The following is a 21,181-nucleotide window of genomic DNA, read 5'->3' as shown; positions in this document are numbered from 1 at the left end:
ATATTAGGGATGTAGCTGAGAAGGTTTATACGCGAGATCTGTATGGGTCCGATTGAAAGTTTACTGGCACACGCAGTTCGCCAGTACTTATGACGGTAATTGGATAAGGCGTGCAATAACGACGATTATGCCAAGAACGGCACTTATTGCCAGGCCGACTGGAGACAACGTCACCAGCAGGCTAATGATGCGCTGATGTCTTGGTCGTAGGTCAATCGTCATACGTTCTGTTTGGCTGAAATTGAGGAGCAATGATATATAATATCCTACCAAGGCAACTGGAAAAGCGTTGTTGAAAATAATCGATTTAATCATCTTTATTCATCCAGTCTCTTCTTCTGTAGTCAAGTATTTTATGCCAAATTTTGGCTTTTGGGTGACAGATTGAAACTGTTAGCCAAATTATGTTTTTTAATCGATCGAAAGGTAGCTCTTAATTCGATAATAGTTAATCTCACAGTTGTGTTATCGTTTGTGTATAATGCATGCGATCGCGAGAATCACAAGAGAAAGAACGGAAAATGACAATGAAACTATTAAATCATCATAGAATATAGTCATTAACAACCCAGTTTAAATTAAAACCATACTGGTTCAATTTGTCAGAGTATTGGCACGAGCCGATATATAGCCACTCAGATCTTCCACGTCACATAAGGACTGTACAAGTAGCATAACTAATCAGCTTATGCCAACAGCGTTTATATAGGAGTTATCGAGAAATCCAACCCTGCAGATATCACGTTACAATTGGTATCAATGCAACGCACCTGGTTGAATTTGGGCCTCCTATGTAGATCACTTATCGCGCCGGGATTTAATTTTTTTGATTCCAGCTTATAACCCAGTCGGTGAAGAACTAATGCGGTGTAACGCATAGAGGGATTGGTGTCTTTACTAACAAGCTGGCTCGCATGGGTATTCGATACACCTAAGACCGCAGCTAAGTCAGTAAAATTCATCTTCCTTTTAGCCAGTCCATCCGCCAAGACCTGTCTAAAATGATCCACAGCATCTTGTGCGATCTGCTTTTCCAGATCATTCCACGCCCTCATAATTCTTGGCATCTTGAATAGCCCGGAGTTTCGTAGACACCCTCGGGTTAGATTTTCTGCTGCTTCTCGAACTCGACTGGCGACAGCATCCCGTTCCTGACGTGTTTGCGTTTTGGGTTGTAGAACATTTCTATGTAGTCGAACACGTCCAGACGAGCTTCATCGCGTGAACGGTAGACCTTGCGGCGTATCCGCTCTCGCTTCAGCAGGTTGAAGAAGCTCTCTGCCACCACGTTGTCATGGCAGTTGCCCCGACGACTCATCGAGTGAACCAGGTTGTGGTGCTTGAGGAACGAGGCCCAGTCCATACTGGTGAATTGTGAGCCCTGATCCGAGTGGATCAGCACCTTGTCTTTCGGTTTGCGTCGCCACACCGCCATAAGCAGGGCCTGCAGTACGACGTCCATGGTTTGGCGGCTCTGCATCGCCCAGCCGATGACACGACGGGAGTAGAGATCGATGACGACCGCGAGATAGGCGAAGCCCTCACAGGTTCGGATATAGGTGATGTCCGTGACCCACGCCGTGTCTGGAGCCTCGACGTCGAACTGCCGGTCGAGCGCATTATCTACGACGATGGCAGGCCTGCCGCCATAGATGCCGGGACGGCGTTTGTAGCCAATCTGCGCCTTTATCCCGGCAATGCGTGTCAGGCGTGCGACCCGGTTCGGGCAGCACATCTCGCCTTGGTCGAGAAGATCGTCGTGCAGCTTTCGATAGCCGTAGACCTTGCCGCTCTCTTCCCATGCTTTAAAGAGCAGATCGGTCTGTCGCTTGTCCTCACTGGCCCGCTTGCTCAGCGGGTTCTTCAGCCAGATATAAAACCCACTGGGATGAACCCGCAGGAGGCGGCACACCGTCCGCACAGAAAACTGCAAGCGATGCGGGACAATGAACGCGTACTTCACTTTGCATCCCTGGCGAAATACGCGGCCGCTTTTTTAGGATATCTCGCTCCTCGGTGACGCGAGCCAGTTCCTTCTTCAGTCGCCTGATCTCCTCGGCCTCGTCATTGCCTTTGGCGCTAGACGCAGAAAACTTCTTCTTCCATTCGTAAAGGGAATGCTGGCTGACGCCCAGACGCTGCGAGACCTCCGCGACAGGATAACCTCGCTCCGTGATCTGACGCACAGCGTCGCGCTTAAATTCTTCGCTGAAATTCGATTTGCTCATGATGCCCTTCTTGCCTCAAAATTAGGAAAGAAGGTGTCTACAAATCTAGGGGCTATTCACAGGGAATCATAACCTCTTACGCGCAAGCCTCGATGGTCGCGTGGTCCAATGGCCAAACTTCGGTCATCTGTTCGATCCATGAAGATCAAGCCAATGACGATGAGGCTCCGCTCAAGGAGCTTGCGCGTTCCTGCTGTTCGACACTTTGTCAGGCAGCTTGCGCCTTCGGTGTTGGCCTTACCGCTCAAGCGCTGTCGTTTGCCTACCACGCAGTATTTGTTGCCCGTTATCTTGTCGTGCGGCTTGTGGTTCACGGCCCACCTGATTTTCTGGCCGAAACCTATCTCCCCAGAGGCCCGCCTGAATTTTCAGCTGATGCATGAATCAATTCCGGCGTTATGTAGCTTGCGCGCATTCCAGAGCGCACTCCGAAAAGCGTGAAGCGGTTTTCGGATAAGATGCGCATCAAAACAAATACTTTAAATGATGCGCGGTTGCGTACCGTCCGGCTGTTTCACACTGGCTGGAGATGCCAATGTTTTCTTTTTATCTAACCGAAAGTGCTGCACAAAATGAGGTGCAGCTATGACTGATGCCATATTGCCAAAAGCTCAATCGAAGAACGGGCCTGCCGAGATAACACGCGCTTCCGGTTCAAGTTTAAAGGCCTTCATCACAAGGCTTCACTTCTATGTTGGGCTTTTCGTCGGCCCATTCATTCTGATCGCGGCGATCACAGGCACGCTTTATGTGCTGACGCCACAACTCGAAGATATGATCTATCGCGATCAATTGTGCACATCGTCCCTGGGCACTGCACAGCCTTTGGCCGATCAGGTTAAGGCCGCTGGCGATTATATAGGGGAAGATCCGAGGCTCTTTGCTATTCGCCCACCTGCTGGCTCCATGCCGCGAACCCTGATTCAAAGCTGGCTCTATCTCCGCATACCGCAGAAGCTTTCGGTGGTTCTGATTGCAGCTGTGATTGGTTGGGCTCTGCCGATGATCGGTTTGAGCCTGATCGCATTTTTGCTGATTGATCTTGCCCGCTGGAAATTGGGCAGAACGAGGATTGTGAAAGCGTGAGTAAAAATGGCACCGACATTCTCCGTCGGTGCCAATTTCGTTTTTTAGAACGCGTTTCGATCTGATTGGATCAGATCGGCACTCTAAATATTTGTTTTAACGCGCATCTTTGTCCGAAAACCGTTTCACACTTTTCGGGATGCGCTCTAGCTGGCAGGGCGCGGTGGCAAACCTGCGCGGGCGCGCATCTTATCAAGCAAAGCTGCGGCTATCGGCTCATAGTTTTCATCGAAATGATGCCCGCCGGACAGCTTCATCAAATCGGCACCTTTAAGCTCAGCTGCCGTGCAGGCTGTATCTTCTTCTTCTTCGCCATAGACGCAGACAACGCGATCAAGCGGGATCGTCGTGATAGCCGGTACAACGTCCTTGTCTCCATTCATACCCAGCCAGCCTTCAATAGAGACCTGGAATGTCGTGGTGGTTTCAACGCCGAGAAGCCCAACCATCTTCGTGCGGTCCTGAAGCGCCGGATCAAGATATTTCCATGCAAACGGGAAGGTATCTGCCCCGAAAGAATAGCCGAGAACGGCAACTGGCAGCTTGCCCGTTGGATCGGCCTTCTCGATCATCGCTGTTGTGTCCCGAGCGATTTCTTCAGGCGTGCGTTCGGACCAAAAATAGCGCAAAGAGTCGACGCCGATCACATGAACGCCATGAGCTTGCAGCCATTCACCGATTGATTTATCGAGATCGCGCCAACCGCCATCACCTGAATAGAACACGGCGACCATATCGCTCTTGCCGCCCTTGGCAGGAAGGTCGACGATAGGTAACGCTTCGTTCTTGGCGTCCAGATCGGCCATAGCGACGACGTTATCGACTGCCATCTTCATGCGTGCGGGAAAGTCGGGGCCTGATTGCAATACGGCAATCTTCTTCTGACGTGCGTCAACCGGGTTATTCACCGGCGAGCCAGTTGGCCCAATCACAAGTGTCGGAGCGGGCATATTTACGTCAAAACCGTAGGTGAAGCCGCCATCAGGTGTTTTGGTGGCTTCAGCTGCTTCTGTGCAGGAAGGCAGGCGCGTTTTTGCAGGCGTAGGATCCAAAACAATGGCGCCTGCAATGGTCGCAGCAGGCGAATCTGATGCGGCTGCATAGGCAATCGTTGCGCCCTGACCAATGCCGGTTACGACCGGATGAAAGTAAACATCAAGATCAAGTCCGCGCAGTGCTTCCTTGGCGATGGCTTCAAAATCAGAGTCGAGATAGTTGCACTCGCCGTCCTCTTTATCGAGCGCCGCCCGCCACGGACCAAGCTCGACGGGCAAAACGATTATGTTTCGCGCAAGCATCGCATCCATATAGCTGCGTTCTTTGTCACCGATGCCGTTTTCATCACTGAGCAGAATGGCAAGCCCGACCGGATCGCCCTTCGGCATATAGACTGGAATGTTTGAAAGTCGTTCGGCGCTCGCGTGAATCACAGGTTCGTCCGCGTTGAAGAACTGTGCCCATTGACGTGCAATTTTGCCGGGGTGAAGGGCTGCATAGGCACCAGCACCTCCGATCAGTGCCAACCCGAGAACAGTTAAAAGAATGCGTCGCTTCTTCATTTGCGGATGAACTCCAGAGGGCTACCATTGATCAGTGTTGTGGCATCGATAAGGGCACGCGGTGTTTCCAGCCCACCGGGGCAAACCATATAATGCGGCGTCCAGATCGGGTCGAACTTCTCTTTGAAAGCCTTGAGGCCGTCGAAATGATAGAGGTCCGCACCGCGGCGATAGATGAATGAACCGAAGCGGTTCCAGCGTGAAGCAAGTCTGCTGCGGTTCAGGCCGGAGAGCGGTGCCGCACCCAGATTGAACCATTTATAGCCTTGATCCTTACTATACATAAGCAATTTGGCAAAAAGCGCATCCATCAAAAGCTTATGCACATTGGGCATATAACGCATCAGGTCGACGGTGATTTCGTATTTGTCGGCCCCACGCCACAAATTGGCGAAGGCGACAATCTCGCCATCCTTTTTCATCACGGCAACGTCGAAGCGCTTCATGTAATCTTCGTCGAAATAGCCGAGAGAAAAGCCTTTCTCGCTGCCGGATTTATGGTCGAGCCATGCATCGGAGATTTCTTGCAAGCGAGGGACGAGTGGCGCTACATCCTTCACGTCGATGACTTCAAAGGTCAGTCCATCCTTGTCGACCTTGCGGTCGGCATAACGGAATGGCTGGCGGCGAGGGCCTTCAAGCGAGAAATCAGCAAGATCGACGCGCGCCACTTCACCGAGTTTCAGCGCTACAAGGCCCATATCCAGAAACAGCGGCAGGCTTTCAGGTCCAACGCCATAAAACACCGTGCGCAATGCCATTTTGTCAGCAAGGCCGTGGAACGACCATGCAAGTTCCCTGGCAGCTTTTTTGTCTCCGATTGGTTCACCCAAGGCGATCAGACTGCCACCGGATTGGGCATACATAATGAACGCGTTGTTATCAGGTGAGAGCAGGAATTGCTTGTCGCCCAGCATTGCAAGCGCTGCATCCGTATGCGGGCAGGCAGCGACAAGCGCAGGAACAGCCTCAGGAATGGAGTAATCGCGTTTACGCTTGCGCTGGCTGTGCCGGTTGATGATCGAATGGAGGCCAACTGCCGCTACAACTGCGAAGACCAGAACGGTCGCACGCAGGAAGCGCGGCGCATTGGCATTCCATGCAAAATCCCACCAGAGATTGTTGGAATATTCAACATGGCGATAAACGAAGAAGCCCAGCCATGTGGAAACGATAACGGTGGTGCCGACCGATGTGATCCAGCTCCAGCTCAGTTCAAACGGGCCAGAAATCGGACGACGATAGAAGGAGTCGCGAAAGCCCCATAGAGCAAAGGCAAAGATGCAGAGAATTGTCGCTTCTTCCCAGTCGAGGCCTTTTGTGAGCGAGAAAACTGCACCGAAAAGCAGAAGAATGAGGGCAGCAATCCATGCGCGCTCCAGCCGTTTGAACAGGCCACGCGCAACGATGAGCAGGGCAACGCCCACGAGACTTGCTGCGAGATGCGATGTTTCGACGAGAAACTCTGGCACGATGTCGGAAAGAATTTCTACGCGGTATCGCATATCTGGCGTTGCGCCAGATATCAGAAGAATAATGCCACCAAGGAAGATAATACTGGCGGAAAGTCCCGGTATCAGAGGCTCAACGAGACGTTTGGCAAACTTGGCCTGCCGTCCCAGCATGTGCCTGCGTCGCATGATTTCCCATATCAGGATGCCTGCTGTGGCGACCACAAGCGGCATGACCGTATAGATCACGCGATAGGCAAGGAGAGCCGCGATAGCATCGGGGTGTCCTCCGATGCCGAGGCCAGCAATAATCGTCGCTTCAAAAGCGCCAAGCCCACCCGGAGCATGGCTGGCGATGCCGAGCACAATGGCGATGACATAGACGAGCGCGAAGACTGCAAAGCTTGGTACGGCATCCTGAGGCATCAGCACATAGAGCGTTGCAGCAGCAGCGCCGACATCGACAAGGCCCGCAAAAATCTGTGTAATGGCACCTTTGGAGTTAGGCAGACGCAGGCTCAGCGATCCAACGCGCAGTGTGCGCTCGCCATGCGAAAGCCAGTAGATCAGCCAGCTGATGCCACCCAGAATGATGATGCCAGCGACAATATCGATGCGGGAGTCGATCGTGGAAATCCACGGTACGTCCTGTGGGTCGATAAGGAGTGCGGCTCCTACCATGATGATGAGCGCAAACCAGATCGCAAACCAGGAAGTGCCAACGATTTTTCCGATATCTGCAAGGCTGATGCCTTCAGCCGCATAGATGCGATAACGAAGCGCGCCACCGGTCAGAAGAGAAAAGCCAATCGCATTGGAAATTGCATAGCCAGCCGCACCTGCTATTGCTGCGATGCGGCGCGGAATTTGATTGGGCGCTATTGTGTCCACCGCAACCACGTCATACAGCGCCACGGCTGCATAGCTCAGCATCGTGAAAAATACGGCGAGCCCAATGGTCGTCCACGAAATGGCATGAAGGGCCTCAAGCGTATCCTTGCGTGAGGTATTCTGGAGCAGATTTTCCAGAACGTAGATTGCTAAAAGGGCGATGGCGATGCCCGCTATGGGGAACAGAAAATGCTGGTATCGTTTCAGAAATCCGAAAGACTTATTCTGTCTGGTGGATACTGAAGAAGGTTCTTCGTTATCAATTAAGCTCATCGGAGCGTCGTCCAGTTGGAGCAATCTAAAATTGCGCAAATGATCCTGATTTAGGGCGAACTTATGTTCGAGTGAGATGCGGCATTGAAAAGTTTCAAAGTAATGTCGAAGTTAGGCTATAAGGCCAGCAAACTGGTTTGGCCGCAAGCATTTTGAGTGACGTCGGAAAATTTGATATTTTTTTCGTAATTTGCTCAAAAACAATTCAATAGAACAGCTTGTCTGGTTCAGGTAAGAACTGCTCTATGTGAAAAAATGAGGTTTTGGTGCTCAGTGTTTCTTATCTGACGGCTGCCGGTGCGGGTGCGCTGTCGTTCTTATCACCCTGCGTTCTGCCGCTGGTTCCGCCTTATCTATGTTATATGGCGGGTGTAAGTGTTGAAGATTTTCGCGCCGAAAAGGAATCACGCGTTGCCGCCGCTTCCTTGCAGCGTCGCTCGCTGGCATTGGCCGCGATCTCATTTGTGCTTGGCTTTACCACAGTTTTTGTAGCGCTTGGCGCGGGTGCTTCGTCGATTGGCGCATTCTTGCGCATGTGGCAGCAGGAAATCGCCATGGTGGCTGGGGTCGTCATCATTTTGATGGGCCTCAACTTCCTTGGCATATTGCGTTTCTCGTTCTTGTCTCGCGAAGCCCGGTTTCAGGCACGCAATGCACCTGCGTCACCGCTTGGGGCTTATGTGATGGGCCTGGCCTTTGCATTCGGCTGGACTCCTTGTATCGGGCCGGTTCTCGGACCAATTCTCACATTGGCGGGCGGCAGCAGCACGGTGGGTGAGGGGGCCGCACTTTTAGCCGTTTATTCGCTAGGCTTGGGAATTCCGTTTTTGATCGCGGCCCTTTTTTCGGGCGCATTCATGCGGTTTCTGTCTAAGTTCCGCGTTCATCTTGGCAAAGTCGAAAAGGCAATGGGGGCGCTTCTCGTTATTGCCGGCGTCCTCTTCCTTACCGGCGGCATGCAGTCGTTTTCATTCTGGCTGCTTGAGACCTTCCCTGCGTTAGGCCGATTAGGCTGAGCAATCCGTAAGTTTCCATATACGCTTTGATGCTATGAGCAGATGAGCCTTCAATGTTTCTGGACGATATTATGACAGACCGTACCTGCCTTTCCATCGTGCTTGCCGCTGGCGAAGGCACGCGTATGAAATCAAGCTTGCCAAAGGTGCTGCATCAGGTGGCAGGGCTTCCACTGGTTTGTCATGTGGTGAAAGCCGTTCAGGGCACCGGCAAGAGCGATGTGGCGCTGGTCGTCGGGCGCGGTGCAGATGAAGTACGCGGTGCTGTTGAAAAGGTCGCTGACGCTGTTTCAGCTTTTGAGCAGAAAGAACGTCTTGGTACAGCCCACGCGGTTCTTGCGGCACGCGAAGCCATCGCGCGCGGTTATGATGATCTGCTGATTGTCTTCGGGGACACACCATTGATCGAAGCCCAATCCCTTCTGGTCGCCCGTGAAAAATTGGCTCATGGCGCCGACGTGGTTGTGATTGGTTTCCGTCCGGTGAATCCGCACGGTTATGGTCGCCTCATTGAAGAGGACGATCAATTGGTTGCTATTGTTGAGGAAAAGGAAGCCACCCCTGAGCAGAAAAAGATTGGTTTCTGCAATGGTGGTCTGATGGCTGTGCGCGGTGCCCACGCGCTTGCTTTGCTCGATGCTGTCGGTAATGACAATGCCAAAGGCGAGTATTACCTCACCGATATCGTGTCTATCGCTCATGACAAGGGGCTGAACGTCACTGCCATCGAAGTGCCAGTGGACAATGTGATCGGCATCAACAATCGCGCGGAACTGGCAGAGGCAGAGAGCATCTGGCAGAACCGCAAGCGTCAGGACATGATGCTGACAGGTGTGACGCTGATTGCACCTGAAACGGTGTTTTTCAGCCATGACACATTGATCGAAGCGGATGTTATAATCGAGCCAAATGTATTCTTTGGGCCTAAGGTTCATGTTGCATCGGGTGCGTTGATCCACGCTTTCTCGCATATTGAAGGCGCAAAAATTGGCGAGAAAGCCGAAATCGGGCCGTTCGCACGTTTGCGTCCCGGCGCAAATCTTGGTGAAAAGTCTAAGGTCGGAAATTTCTGCGAAGTGAAAAATGCTGAGGTCGGCAAGGGCGCCAAGATCAATCACCTTAGTTATATCGGGGATGCGATTGTCGGAGCATCAAGCAATATCGGTGCAGGCACGATTACCTGCAACTACGATGGCTACAACAAATACAAGACTGTAATTGGTGAAAACGCGTTCGTAGGCTCCAACAGTTCGCTCGTGGCGCCGGTCGAAATTGGCGATAATGGCTATATCGCTTCAGGCAGCACGATCACAGATAATGTGCCGGCAGATGCGTTGGCCTTTGGCCGTGCCCGACAGGAAACCAAAGAAGGCCGGGGAAAGATCCTGCGGGAGAAGTATGCTGCCATCAAAGCGGCTAAAACCTCTTTGAAATAAACGACCAACGGATTAATGGAACGGTGGTCCCTTGGGTTGCCGTTCTACGTTAGACTCTATAAATCGCAGCTATATGCGTGAATCTCGGATTTGGAGCACCTTATGTGTGGAATTATCGGCATTATCGGCAATGACGAAGTCGCACCGCGTCTGGTCGATGCGCTGAAGCGACTTGAATATCGTGGCTATGATTCTGCCGGTATCGCCACGCTGCTCGATGGAAAGCTTGCTCGCCGCCGTGCCGAGGGCAAGCTTGTCAATCTGGAAAAGCGTCTTGCAGGCGAGCCACTTCCGGGCGTGATTGGCATCGGCCACACCCGCTGGGCAACACATGGCAAGCCGGTTGAGCGCAACGCACACCCGCATATCACCACCCGTCTGGCTGTGGTGCATAACGGTATTATCGAAAACTTTGCCGAACTGCGTGCCATGCTCGAAGCGGAAGGCCGCAAGTTCGAGACAGAAACCGACACCGAAGCAGTCGCGCATCTCGTGACGCGTGAGCTGGAAAAGGGCAAGTCGCCTGTGGAAGCCGTGCGCGATAGCTTGCCATTGTTGCAGGGTGCTTTTGCACTCGCATTCCTGTTTGAAGGCGATGAAGAAACATTAATCGGTGCGCGTCAGGGGCCACCGCTGGCTGTCGGCTACGGCGAAGGCGAAATGTTTCTTGGCTCCGACGCCATCGCGTTGTCGCCCTTCACTGACACAATCGCTTATCTTGAAGATGGCGATTGGGCTGTGCTGACCCGCAAGGGCGTGACCGTCTATGACGAGAACAATCTTGAGGTTGAGCGCGCGATCCAGAAGTCGCAGACTGCCAATATGCTGGTCTCGAAGGGCAATCATCGTCACTTTATGCAGAAAGAGATGTTCGAGCAGCCGGAAGTTATTTCCCATACGCTTGCAAACTATCTTGATTTCACCACTGGCAAAGTCCGTGAAGAAGCAGTCGGTATTGATTTCAGCAAAGTCGACCGTCTGACGATTTCTGCTTGTGGCACCGCCTTTTATGCAGCATCGGTCGGCAAATATTGGTTTGAGCAGATCGCACGTCTGCCGGTCGACAGTGATATCGCCTCGGAATTCCGCTATCGCGAAATGCCGCTCTCGAAAGATTCTCTGGCGATGTTCGTTTCGCAGTCTGGCGAAACCGCCGATACGCTTGCTTCGCTGCGTTATTGCAAATCGCAGGGTCTGAAGATCGCCTCTGTTGTCAATGTCACCGGCTCGACCATTGCCCGTGAATCGGATGCCGTGTTCCCGACACTTGCCGGCCCTGAAATCGGTGTTGCATCGACCAAGGCTTTTACCTGTCAGCTTTCGACCATGGCATCGCTGGTCATTGCCGCTGCAAAAGCACGCGGTGCGATTGATGACAAGCGTGAACAGGAACTGGTGCGTCAGCTTTCCGAAGCACCGCGTTTCATCAATCAGGTATTGAAGCTTGAAGATCAGATTGCTGCCGTTTGCCATGAGCTGGCCAAGGTCAACCACGTCCTTTATCTCGGTCGTGGAACATCTTTCCCACTGGCTATGGAAGGTGCGCTGAAGCTCAAGGAAATTTCCTATATTCATGCTGAAGGTTACGCCGCCGGTGAGCTGAAGCACGGCCCGATTGCACTCATTGATGAGACCATGCCGGTTATCGTCATTGCACCGTCGGATCGTCTATATGAGAAGACCGTTTCTAATATGCAGGAAGTCGCAGCACGCGGCGGTCGTATCATTCTGATCACCGACAAGAAGGGCGCGGCAGCTGCAAGTCTTGATACGATGGCAACCATCGTTCTGCCTGACGTACCAGAGTTCATCACGCCGCTGGTCTATGCTCTGCCGATCCAGATGCTCGCTTATCATACCGCTATTCTGATGGGTACGGACGTCGATCAGCCGCGCAATCTCGCGAAGTCGGTGACTGTAGAGTAAAGGAAAAACAGTCTTTTATAGATAGGCTTTAATAGATGAATAGAAATGGCCGCAGCAATGCGGCCATTTCTGTTTCCATTATCCTGCTCGAAGCAGGCGGATCGCTTCATCGCGACCGAAAAGATAGAGAAGCACGCGCAGCGCTTGCCCGCGTTCGCCTTCAAGATCCGGGTCGCTTGCCAGAATATAACGGGCATCTTTGCGCGCTATTTCCAGAAGATCGCCATGAGCTTCAATGGAAGCAAGCCGAAAACCTGGCGTGCCGGATTGTCTTGTGCCGAGCAGTTCGCCTTCGCCGCGTAGCTTCAAATCTTCTTCGGCAATACGAAAGCCATCTTCCGTTTCGCGCATCACCTTAAGACGTGCCTGACCGATTTCTCCCAACGGGCCTTTATAGAGCAGCAGGCAAGTGGAAGGCTTGTCGCCACGGCCAACGCGTCCACGTAACTGATGCAATTGCGAGAGACCGAAACGCTCGGCATGTTCGATGACGATGATCGTTGCATCCGGCACGTCGACGCCGACTTCAATGACGGTCGTTGCCACCAGAAGCCGTGTTTCGCCCTGCTTAAAGGCGCGCATGGCTTCATCTTTTTCCGCGCCATTCATGCGACCGTGAATGAGCCCGATCTTGTTGCCAAAAACAGGTTTGAGCGATTCAAATCGTTCCTCGGCGGAGGTCAGTTCAACGAGTTCTGATTCTTCCACCAATGGGCAGATCCAGTAGATCTTCTGTCCTTCGCTCACCGCTTTATGGATGCGCTCAACGAGTTCGTTCATCCGCTCCATGGGCAGAATTGCCGTGGTGATCTTTTGACGTCCGGCTGGCTTTTCTGTGAGCTTGGAAACATCCATATCGCCAAAGGCCGTCAACACGAGCGTGCGTGGGATGGGTGTTGCTGTCATGACCAGCATATCGGGAGCAGTGCCCTTGGCGGTCAGCATCAGACGCTGATGCACACCGAAACGATGTTGTTCATCGATGATAACGAAGACCAGATCGTGATATTCGACCTTCTCCTGAAAAAGAGCATGCGTGCCGATGATGATATCGATGTCACCGCTTTTCAGGCCGTCAAGAATAGCATTACGCTCTTTGCCCTTATCGCGACCTGTGAGAAGAGCCACTTTCAGACCGACTTTTTCAGCCAGAGGTGCAATCGTTGCAAAATGCTGTCGCGCCAGAACTTCTGTCGGCGCCATAAGGGCCGATTGCCCTCCAGACTCAGCTGCATGTGCCATAGAAAGCAGGCCCACGACCGTCTTGCCGGAGCCCACGTCGCCCTGCAAAAGCCGCAGCATTCGATCCGGTGATTTAAGATCGGCGATGATTTCGCGCACCGCCTGATCCTGCCCCTTGGTCAGTTGATAAGGCAGGTGGCGCATGATTTCTGCAACAATACGTCCATTGCCTTCCAGTGGACGACCCGAAAGGCGGCGCGTTTTGGCGCGCACCAGCGCCAAAGCCAGTTGACCAGCTAGAAACTCGTCATAAGCAAGCCTGCGACGCGTGATGCTTTCAAGTGCAATATCGCTCGGGTCTTCCGGCAGATGCATTGTATCGAGCGCATCTTTGAATGAAGCAAAACGCTCACGCGTGATCAGCGGCCCGTCTATCCATTCGGGTAGCACCGGCACGCGGGTCAGCGCTTCTTTCATTGCGCGGCCAAGGGTCTTGGACGAAAGGCCAGCCGTCAGCGGATAGACTGGCTCAACCATCGGCAGATTAGCCGCATCTTCGAGGCTCGCAATATAATCGGGATGCACCATCGAGGCGCGTCCGTTGAACCATTCGACCTTGCCGGAAACGATGACGGTTTCGCCTTCGGGCAACATCTTTTCAAGCCATGGCAATTGCGCATGAAAGAAGGTGAGAATGATTTCACCGGTATCGTCATGGGCAATGACGCGATGCGGAACGTTGCCTCTCCCACGCGGGGCAGGCTGATGCTGATCGATCATCACTTCCAGTGTAACGATCGCGCCTTCCTGCGCAAAAGCGACGCCGGGACGGTTGCGCCGGTCGATCACACTATGCGGTGGCAGAAAGAGAAGCTGGCCAACTCTCGGCTCCGCACCGGGAATATCAGTGCCCAAAAGTTTACCAAGCAAGGCAGCCACTTTCGGGCCAATGCCGGAAAGCGAGCGGACGGAAGCGAAAAACGGATCAAGCACAGACGGACGCATGGCGGCGAGCATTAACTGCTTTGCTTTTCTGCGCAAGCCTTTGAAATGATTTTGTACTATTTTTGTTCTTGTTGCCTAAATGGGTTCCCACTTGCGCCGTAGATGCTATATACCGGCAGCATATTTTGTTAATGGAGCGCTCAAACAATGACTGGCAGCACACTTGCGGCAGAAAATCTTGATGTAAGGCGTCGCAAGCTTCTGTTTCGCGCCTGGCATCGCGGTATGCGCGAGATGGATCTGATCCTAGGGCAATATGCCGATCAGTATCTCCCAGCCTTCACCGATGCACAGCTTGATGAGTTTGAGCAGATTCTTGAAGTTCTTGATCGCGATCTTCTGAAATGGGTGACAGGCGAAAGCGAAACACCACAGGAATATGATACACCTTTGTTTCGAGACATTATCGCTTTCCGCGATCGCATAGAATTCTGAGAATAAGTCCCATGCCCGTATTCAGCAAACTCGGTCTTAAAACCAGTCCAGGCGTCAAAAACAGCAAGCATATCGTAATCGACGGCGTTGCCGATGGTTTCGAAGCCTTTTGTCTTGCGCGTCTGGTCGAGGAGATCGGTGAGCGCGGGCCTGTTCTGTATGTCGTCCGCGATGGTCAGCGCATTGCCGATTTGGAGCAGGTGCTGAATTTCGTTTCGCCCGATCTGCCGGTTCTGCATCTGCCGGCCTGGGACTGTCTGCCCTATGATCGCGTGTCGCCGGGAGCAGATGCATCGGCGCGCAGACTTGCGGCACTGGCCGCATTGGCTTCGCTGAAGAAGTCGCCGCATCCAGCTGTTATCATCACAACGGCGAATGCCATTTTGCAAAAGCTGCCGCCACAGGCAGCAATTGCCGAGCAGGTAATTTCGGCGCGTCCCGGCAACCAGCTCAATATGAATGATCTGGGTGTGCGGCTGGAACGCAACGGTTTTGAGCGTGTCTCGACTGTACGTGACATCGGCGAATATGCGGTTCGTGGGGGCATTCTTGATCTTTATGCGCCGGGTTCAGAAGAACCGCTGCGTCTTGATTTCTTTGGCGATACGCTGGAAACAATCCGTGCTTTTGATCCGGCGTCACAACGCACCACAGGCGCGCGCAAGGAATTCGTACTCCAGCCAATGAGCGAAATTTCGCTTTCGCCGGATATGATCAGCCGCTTCCGCAAAAACTATGTGGCGATGTTTGGCGCACCACAACGCGATGATGCGCTGTATCAGGCAATCAGTGAAGGCCGTCGCTTTGCCGGTATGGAACACTGGCTGCCACTGTTCTACGACAATCTTGAAACAGTGTTCGACCATGCGGGCGATATGCCGGTGGTGTTCGATCATCTGGTGCATGAGGCGCTGACCGAACGCCATACAATGGTCGTCGATCATTATGAGGCACGTCTCAGGCAGGCTGAAGGTAAAGAGCCGGGCAGCGATGCCATTCCCTATAAGCCGGTCAAGCCGGAAGCGCTTTATCTGACACCAAGGGAAGTTGAAGCGGTTGCCGCGTCGACGGGTCTGCGTATCGATCTTACGCCATTTGGCACACCAGAAGTCTCCGGTCGGACGGTCGTTCATGCCGATGTGCACAAGGGCCGTAGCTTTGCGGAAGAACGTGCCGCGACCGATGTGAACCTTTTTGAAGCGGTGGTGAAATACATCGCCGATCTGCGCGGGGCTGGCAAAAAAGTACTGGTTGCTGCATGGTCTGAAGGCTCGCTCGACCGTCTCTTGCAGGTGCTGGATGAGCACGGCCTTGAGAAAATCGAAACTGTTGATCGCCTTTCGACAGTCAAGGCGCTTTCGCGTGACAAGATCACAGCAGCCGTTCTTGCGGTCGAAAGCGGCTTTGATGCAGGCGATCTGGTCGTCGTTGCCGAACAGGATATTCTTGGTGACCGTCTCGTGCGTCGCACCAAGCGCCGCAAACGCGATCAGGATTTCATTTCCGAAGTGGCGTCGCTCTCAGCGGGCGATATCGTCGTCCACGTCGATCACGGTATCGGGCGGTTTATTGGTCTTAAGACGATCACGGCGGCGGGTGCGCCGCATGATTGTCTGGAGATACATTACGCAGGCGATGATCGTCTGTTCCTGCCGGTTGAAAATATTGAGTTGCTTTCTCGCTTCGGCTCGGAAGGGTCTGAAGCTGTTCTTGATAAGCTTGGCGGCGGCGCATGGCAGATGCGCAAGGCCAAACTCAAGAAGCGCTTGCTGGAGATTGCGGGGCATCTGATCCAGATTGCCGCTGAACGGCAGATGCGCGGCGCGCCGTCCATGACACCGCCCGACGGGCTTTATGCCGAATTTGCCGCGCGCTTCCCTTATGATGAAACCGAAGATCAGCTGCGTGCGATTGATGCCATCACGGATGATCTTGCGGCAGGCAAGCCGATGGATCGCCTGATCTGCGGTGACGTCGGTTTTGGCAAAACGGAAGTGGCACTGCGCGCAGCTTTTGTTGCTGCCTTGAGCGGTTTTCAGGTGGCGGTGGTCGTGCCAACGACACTTCTGTCACGCCAGCATTTCAAGACTTTCTCCGCGCGTTTCCATGGTTTGCCGGTCAATGTGGCTCACGCTTCACGCCTTGTGGGCACAAAAGAGCTGGCGGCGACCAAAAAGGGGCTAGAAGACGGCACCGTCGATATTGTTGTGGGCACTCATGCACTGCTCGGCAATTCGATCAAGATCAAAAATCTTGGCTTGCTTATCATCGATGAGGAACAGCATTTTGGGGTTAAGCACAAGGAACGGCTGAAGGAACTGAAGTCGGACATTCATGTGCTGACACTTTCAGCAACGCCAATCCCGCGCACATTGCAGCTGGCTCTGACAGGTGTGCGCGAGCTTTCGCTGATCACGACGCCGCCCGTGGATCGTATGGCCGTGCGCACTTTCGTCTCCCCTTTCGATCCGCTTGTAATCCGTGAAACATTGCTGCGCGAACGCTATCGCGGCGGCCAGAGTTTTTATGTTTGCCCGCGTATTGCCGATCTCACGGAGATTGAGGAGTTCCTCAAAGAGCATGTCCCAGAGCTGAAAATTGCCGTAGCTCATGGCCAGATGGCTCCGGGCATGCTCGACGACATTATGAATGCCTTCTATGACGGGCAATATGATGTGCTGCTCTCCACGACCATCGTTGAATCCGGCCTTGATATTCCGACGGCCAATACGATGATCGTGCATCGTGCGGATATGTTCGGTCTGTCGCAGCTTTATCAGTTGCGCGGACGTGTTGGTCGCTCCAAGCAGCGTGCATTTGCATTGTTCACACTCCCTGCCGGACGCACACTGACCGCCACTGCCGAACGTCGCCTTAAGGTTCTGCAATCGCTCGATACACTTGGCGCAGGCTTCCAGCTTGCCAGCCACGACATGGATATTCGCGGTGCGGGCAATCTGCTCGGCGAAGAGCAGTCGGGTCACATCAAGGAAGTCGGCTTCGAACTGTATCAACAGATGCTGGAAGAGGCGGTCGCGACGCTCAAGGGCACAATTGAGGTTGAAGACAGCCAGTGGTCGCCACAGATTGCGATTGGTACAGCTGTCATGATCCCGGAAGCCTATGTGCCGGATCTGCAATTGCGTCTTGGGCTCTATCGTCGTCTGGCCGATCTCGAAGAACCGCAGGATATCGACGCCTTCGGCGCGGAACTGATCGATCGTTTCGGCTCGATGCCGGAAGAAGTGCAGCACTTGCTCAAGATCGTTTATATCAAGGCGCTGTGCCGTCGCGCCAATGTCGAAAAGCTCGATGCCGGTCCGAAGGGCGTGGTTATCCAGTTCCGCAATGCAACCTTTGCAAACCCGGTTGGGCTGGTGAAGATGATCGGCGAGCAGGGCTCCATGGCCAAGATCAGACCGGACCAAAGCATCGTTTTCATTCGCGACTGGGCAACCCCGGAAAAGCGGCTTAACGGCTCGGCAGTTATCATGACTCAGCTTGCAAAAATCGCGGCTAGTGGCTGAGATACACAGAGATTGAACATTGAGTGTTCGGAGCCAATCCCCCGGCTCTGAAGTTTAAAACGGAGAAAACTTTGATGCTTAAGAATGCTTTGCGCGTTTCCTGCGCTGCTGCCGCACTCGTATTGGTTTCTCAATCGGCTTTTGCTCTGACTACGCCTAATTGCAAGGCTCAGGAGATTGAGCATTTCGTTAAGAATTTCAGCCACGATATCGCGATTCAGGAAGCTTCTACCGCAAAGACAGTCATCTTTGAGAGCATGGATATGGAAGCCGACCCAGAGCCGAAGAAGGTCAGCAGGCAAGTTCCTCTTGCTGACGTTGAATGGCCGGTGATGCCAGATGTGGAAACGCTGGCCGGAAGAAAACGGCAGGCTGAGTACAAAGATGGTGAGAATGGTAACAAGATTGTCGTTATCAAAGGCACCGACAATGGCGAATACATGGAGTTCGAATTTGCCAAGCAGCCATGCTGGACTCTGGTTCGCGTATCCGACGAAAGCATGTAAGTATTTACTTGATACTTAAGCAAAAAGCCCGCGCATCCGGATGGAGCGCGGGCTTTTTGTTGTATAGTTCTGTTTTCAGCGATCTTCAGAAATTCCTGGTTCAAAGCCTTCCGCGGTCTGCTGAATTGCATCAGCCAGAACAGCCGCTGACTGCGCGCCCATGACGGCATATTTCTGATCGATAATGAAGCAGGGCACGCCGCGCACACCGATACGATTGGCGGTGTCGATTTCCTCACGGATCGTAGCCTTATCGGCATCCGTTTGCAGAAGCCGGGCGACGACTGGCGCTTCCATGCCGATGCTTGCTGCGGCATCAACGAGCACGTCATGGTCGCCGATATCCTGTCCCTGCTCGAAATAGAGCGAGAACAACGTGCCGACGAGCTTATCCTGCTTTCCCGGACCAGCTTGTGCGGCCCAATGGATCAGACGATGTGCATCAAGCGTGTTCGGTGCCCGCGTGATAGCCTCGAAATCGAAGACGATATCGTTCTCTTCGCCAAGCTCAGTGAGTTGCTTATGAATGTCGTCAATCTTCGAGCCTGTGCCGAATTTTTCGCGCATATAGGCCTGACGATCCTTGCCTTGTGCTGGCAAAGACGGGTCAAGCTGATAAGGACGCCAGCGGACCTCGGCATCGATTTCCGGCGCCAGCGCAAGGGCCTGTTCCAGCCTTTTGCGGCCAAGGAAGCACCATGGGCAGACGACATCTGAAACAACATCGATGGTGATTTTTCTTGCGGTCATAAAGGTGCTCCGTTCGACGAGCAGGAGACGTATTCTCCTGCTCGCTTATCTCTATAGTTCTAAAATGTAGTGTGAATTACGGCCTTATCAACTAAAGCTATTTGGCGACCTGCCACCATGTGGGAAGCTGATAGCCATACAGCGATGTTTTTTCCGGATGTCCGATCCGATCCCAGCGCGCTACCCACTGATAAGGCAGATAATAGAGCGGGATATAATAGTCACCGGATATGAGAATGCGGTCGAGGGCGCGTACAGCGCTGACGAAATCCTCACGTTTGCGTGCCGCAAGCATTGCTTCGATCATGGCATCCACCGCCGGATCGGCAACGCCGGGATAATTGAAGCTGCCCTGAGCTTCGCGCGATGCTGAGCCCCAGCGCTGCCATTGTTCGTTGCCCGGTGATAGCGAGCCAGTCAAAGCGCCAAGGATCATGTCATAATCAAAGGTCTGCAGGCGCTGCTGATATTGTGCATCGTCTGCACTGCGAATTTCGGCGTTGATACCAAGGCGCCCGAGATTGCGCTTATAGGCAAGCGCTACTTTTTCCTCGTCTGCTGAGCGTGTCATGATCTCAAATTGCAAAGGCTTGCCGGATGGATCGATCGCTTTGCCTTGCTCGAAAGAGAAACCCGCCTCAATCAGAAGCTCGTAGGCTGCCTTTGCCGGTCCGCGATCATGACCACTCCCGTCTGTGGTCGATGGGTGCCACGTTCCGTCCAGAACGTCCTTTCGAACGGCATTGGGGAACGGCTGCAGCAACTCACGTTCGCGCGCGCTTGCAGGCTTGCCAACGGATGACAGCTCTGAGCCTTCCCAGAAGCTTTGCAAACGGTTGTACTGATCAGCAAAGAGATTGCGATTGGCCCATTCAAAATCAAACAGCAGTCCGAGCGCCTGTCTCACCCGGCGATCCTCGAAAACCGGACGCCGTGTGTTGAAGACAAAGCCCAGCATGTTTGCTGGTGTGCCTTTCTCGAAGTTCTCTTTGATGACCTTTCCCTGTGTCACTGCCGGGAAATCATAGAATTTTTCCCAGCGTGTCGGGTTGCCTTCAAGAAATACATCAAGCAGTCCTTTCTTGAAGGACTCAAACAAGACAGTTTCGTTTCGATAATATTCGATGCTCAGGGTTTCGAAATTATCGAAGCCGCGTCGAACGGGTAGGTCCTTGCCCCAATAGTCAGGGTTCAGTTTATAAACGATGCGCTGGCCTGGCTGTATGCCAGATACGGTATAAGGACCGCTGCCGACCGGCGCTTTAAGCGTCGAATTGGCGAAAGTCGCAGGATCAATTGCATGTTTGGGAAGTACCGGCATGGTTGCGGCAATCAGCAGCGGGAATTCGCGGTCTGACTTGTCATTGAAGACAAAGCGCACCGAACGTTCACCGGTCTTCTCGATCTTTTCAATCCGGCTCATACGATTGTTGTATGGTGGGCGACCTTTCTCGGTCAGAATGTCATAGGTGAAGATGACATCGTCCACGGTGACAGGCTCACCGTCGGACCATTTGGCCTTCGGGTTAAGCGTAAATTCCACCCATTTGCGTTCTGGATCGACGGCAACTTTTTCGGCAAGCAGTCCATAAAGCGTGAACGGCTCGTCGCGTGAGCGCTGCATGAGCGTTTCATAGAGCAGATTGCCAAAGTCGAGATCGCCGAACAAACCACGGGCCGTCGTGCGCATACTTTTGAGCACAAAAGGATTGAGGCTATCAAATGTACCAACCACACCCATTTTAAGCGCACCGCCTTTGGGCGCATCCGGGTTCGCATAAGGAAAATGCGTAAAGTCAGCGGGCAGGGCCACGTCGCCATGCATTGAAAGCGCATAATTGGGCGAAGCGTTATTTTCCGCTTGTGCTGAAGCAATGCTCGCAAAGATGCCAATCAGGCTTGCCAAAGCT

15 protein-coding genes are annotated in these 21,181 nt (G+C 53.1%); 8 read left to right on the top strand and 7 right to left on the bottom strand.

Annotated features, from left to right (window positions below; genetic code table 11):
• Positions 1-87: 87 nt before the first annotated feature.
• Together CEV33_RS23630 and CEV33_RS03110 are read right to left on the bottom strand one after the other, a co-directional pair.
• A complete protein-coding gene (locus CEV33_RS23630; RefSeq protein ID WP_141211558.1) occupies positions 88-315 on the bottom strand; it encodes a hypothetical protein in 228 nt (75 codons plus the stop codon).
• Positions 316-1,102: 787 nt separating this feature from the next.
• Positions 1,103-2,228 (bottom strand): IS3 family transposase gene (locus tag CEV33_RS03110; RefSeq protein ID WP_094538987.1). Its coding sequence is split into 2 segments (ribosomal slippage): positions 1,103-1,991 and positions 1,990-2,228, totalling 1,128 coding nucleotides; the frame shifts between segments, so codons are not numbered across the junction.
• Positions 2,229-2,320: 92 nt separating this feature from the next.
• Here CEV33_RS03110 and CEV33_RS03105 point away from each other — a divergent pair.
• Together CEV33_RS03105 and CEV33_RS24410 are read left to right on the top strand one after the other, a co-directional pair.
• The gene (locus tag CEV33_RS03105; RefSeq protein WP_094538986.1) at positions 2,321-2,611 is read left to right on the top strand and encodes a hypothetical protein; all 291 of its coding nucleotides are present in this window, start codon (positions 2,321-2,323) and stop codon (positions 2,609-2,611) included.
• 202 nt (positions 2,612-2,813) lie between these two features.
• On the top strand, positions 2,814-3,314 hold the full coding sequence (locus CEV33_RS24410) for a PepSY-associated TM helix domain-containing protein (protein ID WP_235818350.1): 501 nt from the start codon (positions 2,814-2,816) through the stop codon (positions 3,312-3,314).
• A gap of 146 nt (positions 3,315-3,460) precedes the next feature.
• On the opposite strand, the gene CEV33_RS03095 is transcribed toward CEV33_RS24410, so the two are convergent.
• Together CEV33_RS03095 and mprF are read right to left on the bottom strand one after the other, a co-directional pair.
• On the bottom strand, positions 3,461-4,873 hold the full coding sequence (locus tag CEV33_RS03095) for an AcvB/VirJ family lysyl-phosphatidylglycerol hydrolase (RefSeq protein WP_208620152.1): 1,413 nt from the start codon (positions 4,871-4,873) through the stop codon (positions 3,461-3,463).
• Positions 4,870-7,488 (bottom strand): bifunctional lysylphosphatidylglycerol flippase/synthetase MprF, encoded by a 2,619-nt coding sequence (mprF, locus tag CEV33_RS03090; protein ID WP_094538985.1) that lies wholly within the window; start codon positions 7,486-7,488, stop codon positions 4,870-4,872. Before mprF ends, CEV33_RS03095 begins: the two co-directional genes overlap by 4 nt.
• Positions 7,489-7,754: 266 nt before the next feature.
• On the opposite strand from mprF, the gene CEV33_RS03085 reads away from it, so the two are divergent.
• The 3 genes from CEV33_RS03085 (at position 7,755) to glmS (ending at position 11,866) form a co-directional block, all read left to right on the top strand.
• Positions 7,755-8,504, top strand: coding sequence for a cytochrome c biogenesis CcdA family protein (locus tag CEV33_RS03085; RefSeq protein ID WP_024900253.1), 750 nt, complete (start codon positions 7,755-7,757; stop codon positions 8,502-8,504).
• Between the two features lie 71 nt (positions 8,505-8,575).
• Positions 8,576-9,940: a bifunctional UDP-N-acetylglucosamine diphosphorylase/glucosamine-1-phosphate N-acetyltransferase GlmU gene (gene glmU / locus CEV33_RS03080; RefSeq protein ID WP_094539003.1), complete on the top strand. Its 1,365-nt coding sequence runs from the start codon at positions 8,576-8,578 to the stop codon at positions 9,938-9,940.
• Positions 9,941-10,042: 102 nt separating this feature from the next.
• Positions 10,043-11,866: a glutamine--fructose-6-phosphate transaminase (isomerizing) gene (gene glmS, locus CEV33_RS03075; RefSeq protein WP_094538984.1), complete on the top strand. Its 1,824-nt coding sequence runs from the start codon at positions 10,043-10,045 to the stop codon at positions 11,864-11,866.
• A 78-nt stretch (positions 11,867-11,944) separates the two neighbouring features.
• On the opposite strand, the gene recG is transcribed toward glmS, so the two are convergent.
• Positions 11,945-14,065, bottom strand: coding sequence for an ATP-dependent DNA helicase RecG (gene recG / locus CEV33_RS03070; RefSeq protein ID WP_208620151.1), 2,121 nt, complete (start codon positions 14,063-14,065; stop codon positions 11,945-11,947).
• Positions 14,066-14,200: 135 nt separating this feature from the next.
• Here recG and CEV33_RS03065 point away from each other — a divergent pair, with 135 nt between their 5' ends.
• The 3 genes from CEV33_RS03065 to CEV33_RS03055 all read left to right on the top strand — a co-directional run bounded on the left by CEV33_RS03065 (position 14,201) and on the right by CEV33_RS03055 (position 18,521).
• A complete protein-coding gene (locus CEV33_RS03065) occupies positions 14,201-14,488 on the top strand; it encodes an FAD assembly factor SdhE (protein ID WP_094538983.1) in 288 nt (95 codons plus the stop codon).
• 11 nt (positions 14,489-14,499) lie between these two features.
• Positions 14,500-18,015 (top strand): transcription-repair coupling factor, encoded by a 3,516-nt coding sequence (gene mfd / locus CEV33_RS03060; RefSeq protein WP_094538982.1) that lies wholly within the window; start codon positions 14,500-14,502, stop codon positions 18,013-18,015.
• 74 nt (positions 18,016-18,089) lie between these two features.
• Positions 18,090-18,521: a hypothetical protein gene (locus tag CEV33_RS03055; protein ID WP_094538981.1), complete on the top strand. Its 432-nt coding sequence runs from the start codon at positions 18,090-18,092 to the stop codon at positions 18,519-18,521.
• 75 nt (positions 18,522-18,596) lie between these two features.
• Here the strand turns inward: CEV33_RS03055 and CEV33_RS03050 are convergent, their stop codons facing one another.
• Both CEV33_RS03050 and CEV33_RS03045 read right to left on the bottom strand, forming a co-directional pair.
• On the bottom strand, positions 18,597-19,271 hold the full coding sequence (locus tag CEV33_RS03050) for a DsbA family oxidoreductase (protein WP_094538980.1): 675 nt from the start codon (positions 19,269-19,271) through the stop codon (positions 18,597-18,599).
• A 97-nt stretch (positions 19,272-19,368) separates the two neighbouring features.
• Positions 19,369-21,096, bottom strand: coding sequence for an extracellular solute-binding protein (locus CEV33_RS03045; protein ID WP_094539001.1), 1,728 nt, complete (start codon positions 21,094-21,096; stop codon positions 19,369-19,371).
• Between the last annotated feature and the right edge of the window lie 85 nt (positions 21,097-21,181).

This window comes from Brucella grignonensis, assembly GCF_002252505.1.
Lineage (GTDB): Bacteria > Pseudomonadota > Alphaproteobacteria > Rhizobiales > Rhizobiaceae > Brucella > Brucella grignonensis.
Note: the sequence above shows the minus strand (reverse complement) of the source record. Positions and strands in the feature narration are given on the sequence as shown.

What these genes read in the sequence shown, in the direction of transcription:
- CEV33_RS23630 (WP_141211558.1), bottom strand. Translation starts at nt 315, where the DNA reads ATGATTAAATCGATTATTTTCAACAACGCTTTTCCAGTTGCCTTGGTA.
- CEV33_RS03105 (WP_094538986.1), top strand. Translation starts at nt 2,321, where the DNA reads ATGGTCGCGTGGTCCAATGGCCAAACTTCGGTCATCTGTTCGATCCAT.
- CEV33_RS24410 (WP_235818350.1), top strand. Translation starts at nt 2,814, where the DNA reads ATGACTGATGCCATATTGCCAAAAGCTCAATCGAAGAACGGGCCTGCC.
- CEV33_RS03095 (WP_208620152.1), bottom strand. Translation starts at nt 4,873, where the DNA reads ATGAAGAAGCGACGCATTCTTTTAACTGTTCTCGGGTTGGCACTGATC.
- mprF (WP_094538985.1), bottom strand. Translation starts at nt 7,488, where the DNA reads ATGAGCTTAATTGATAACGAAGAACCTTCTTCAGTATCCACCAGACAG.
- glmU (WP_094539003.1), top strand. Translation starts at nt 8,576, where the DNA reads ATGACAGACCGTACCTGCCTTTCCATCGTGCTTGCCGCTGGCGAAGGC.
- glmS (WP_094538984.1), top strand. Translation starts at nt 10,043, where the DNA reads ATGTGTGGAATTATCGGCATTATCGGCAATGACGAAGTCGCACCGCGT.
- recG (WP_208620151.1), bottom strand. Translation starts at nt 14,065, where the DNA reads ATGCTCGCCGCCATGCGTCCGTCTGTGCTTGATCCGTTTTTCGCTTCC.
- CEV33_RS03065 (WP_094538983.1), top strand. Translation starts at nt 14,201, where the DNA reads ATGACTGGCAGCACACTTGCGGCAGAAAATCTTGATGTAAGGCGTCGC.
- mfd (WP_094538982.1), top strand. Translation starts at nt 14,500, where the DNA reads ATGCCCGTATTCAGCAAACTCGGTCTTAAAACCAGTCCAGGCGTCAAA.
- CEV33_RS03055 (WP_094538981.1), top strand. Translation starts at nt 18,090, where the DNA reads ATGCTTAAGAATGCTTTGCGCGTTTCCTGCGCTGCTGCCGCACTCGTA.
- CEV33_RS03050 (WP_094538980.1), bottom strand. Translation starts at nt 19,271, where the DNA reads ATGACCGCAAGAAAAATCACCATCGATGTTGTTTCAGATGTCGTCTGC.
- CEV33_RS03045 (WP_094539001.1), bottom strand. Translation starts at nt 21,096, where the DNA reads ATGCATGGCGACGTGGCCCTGCCCGCTGACTTTACGCATTTTCCTTAT.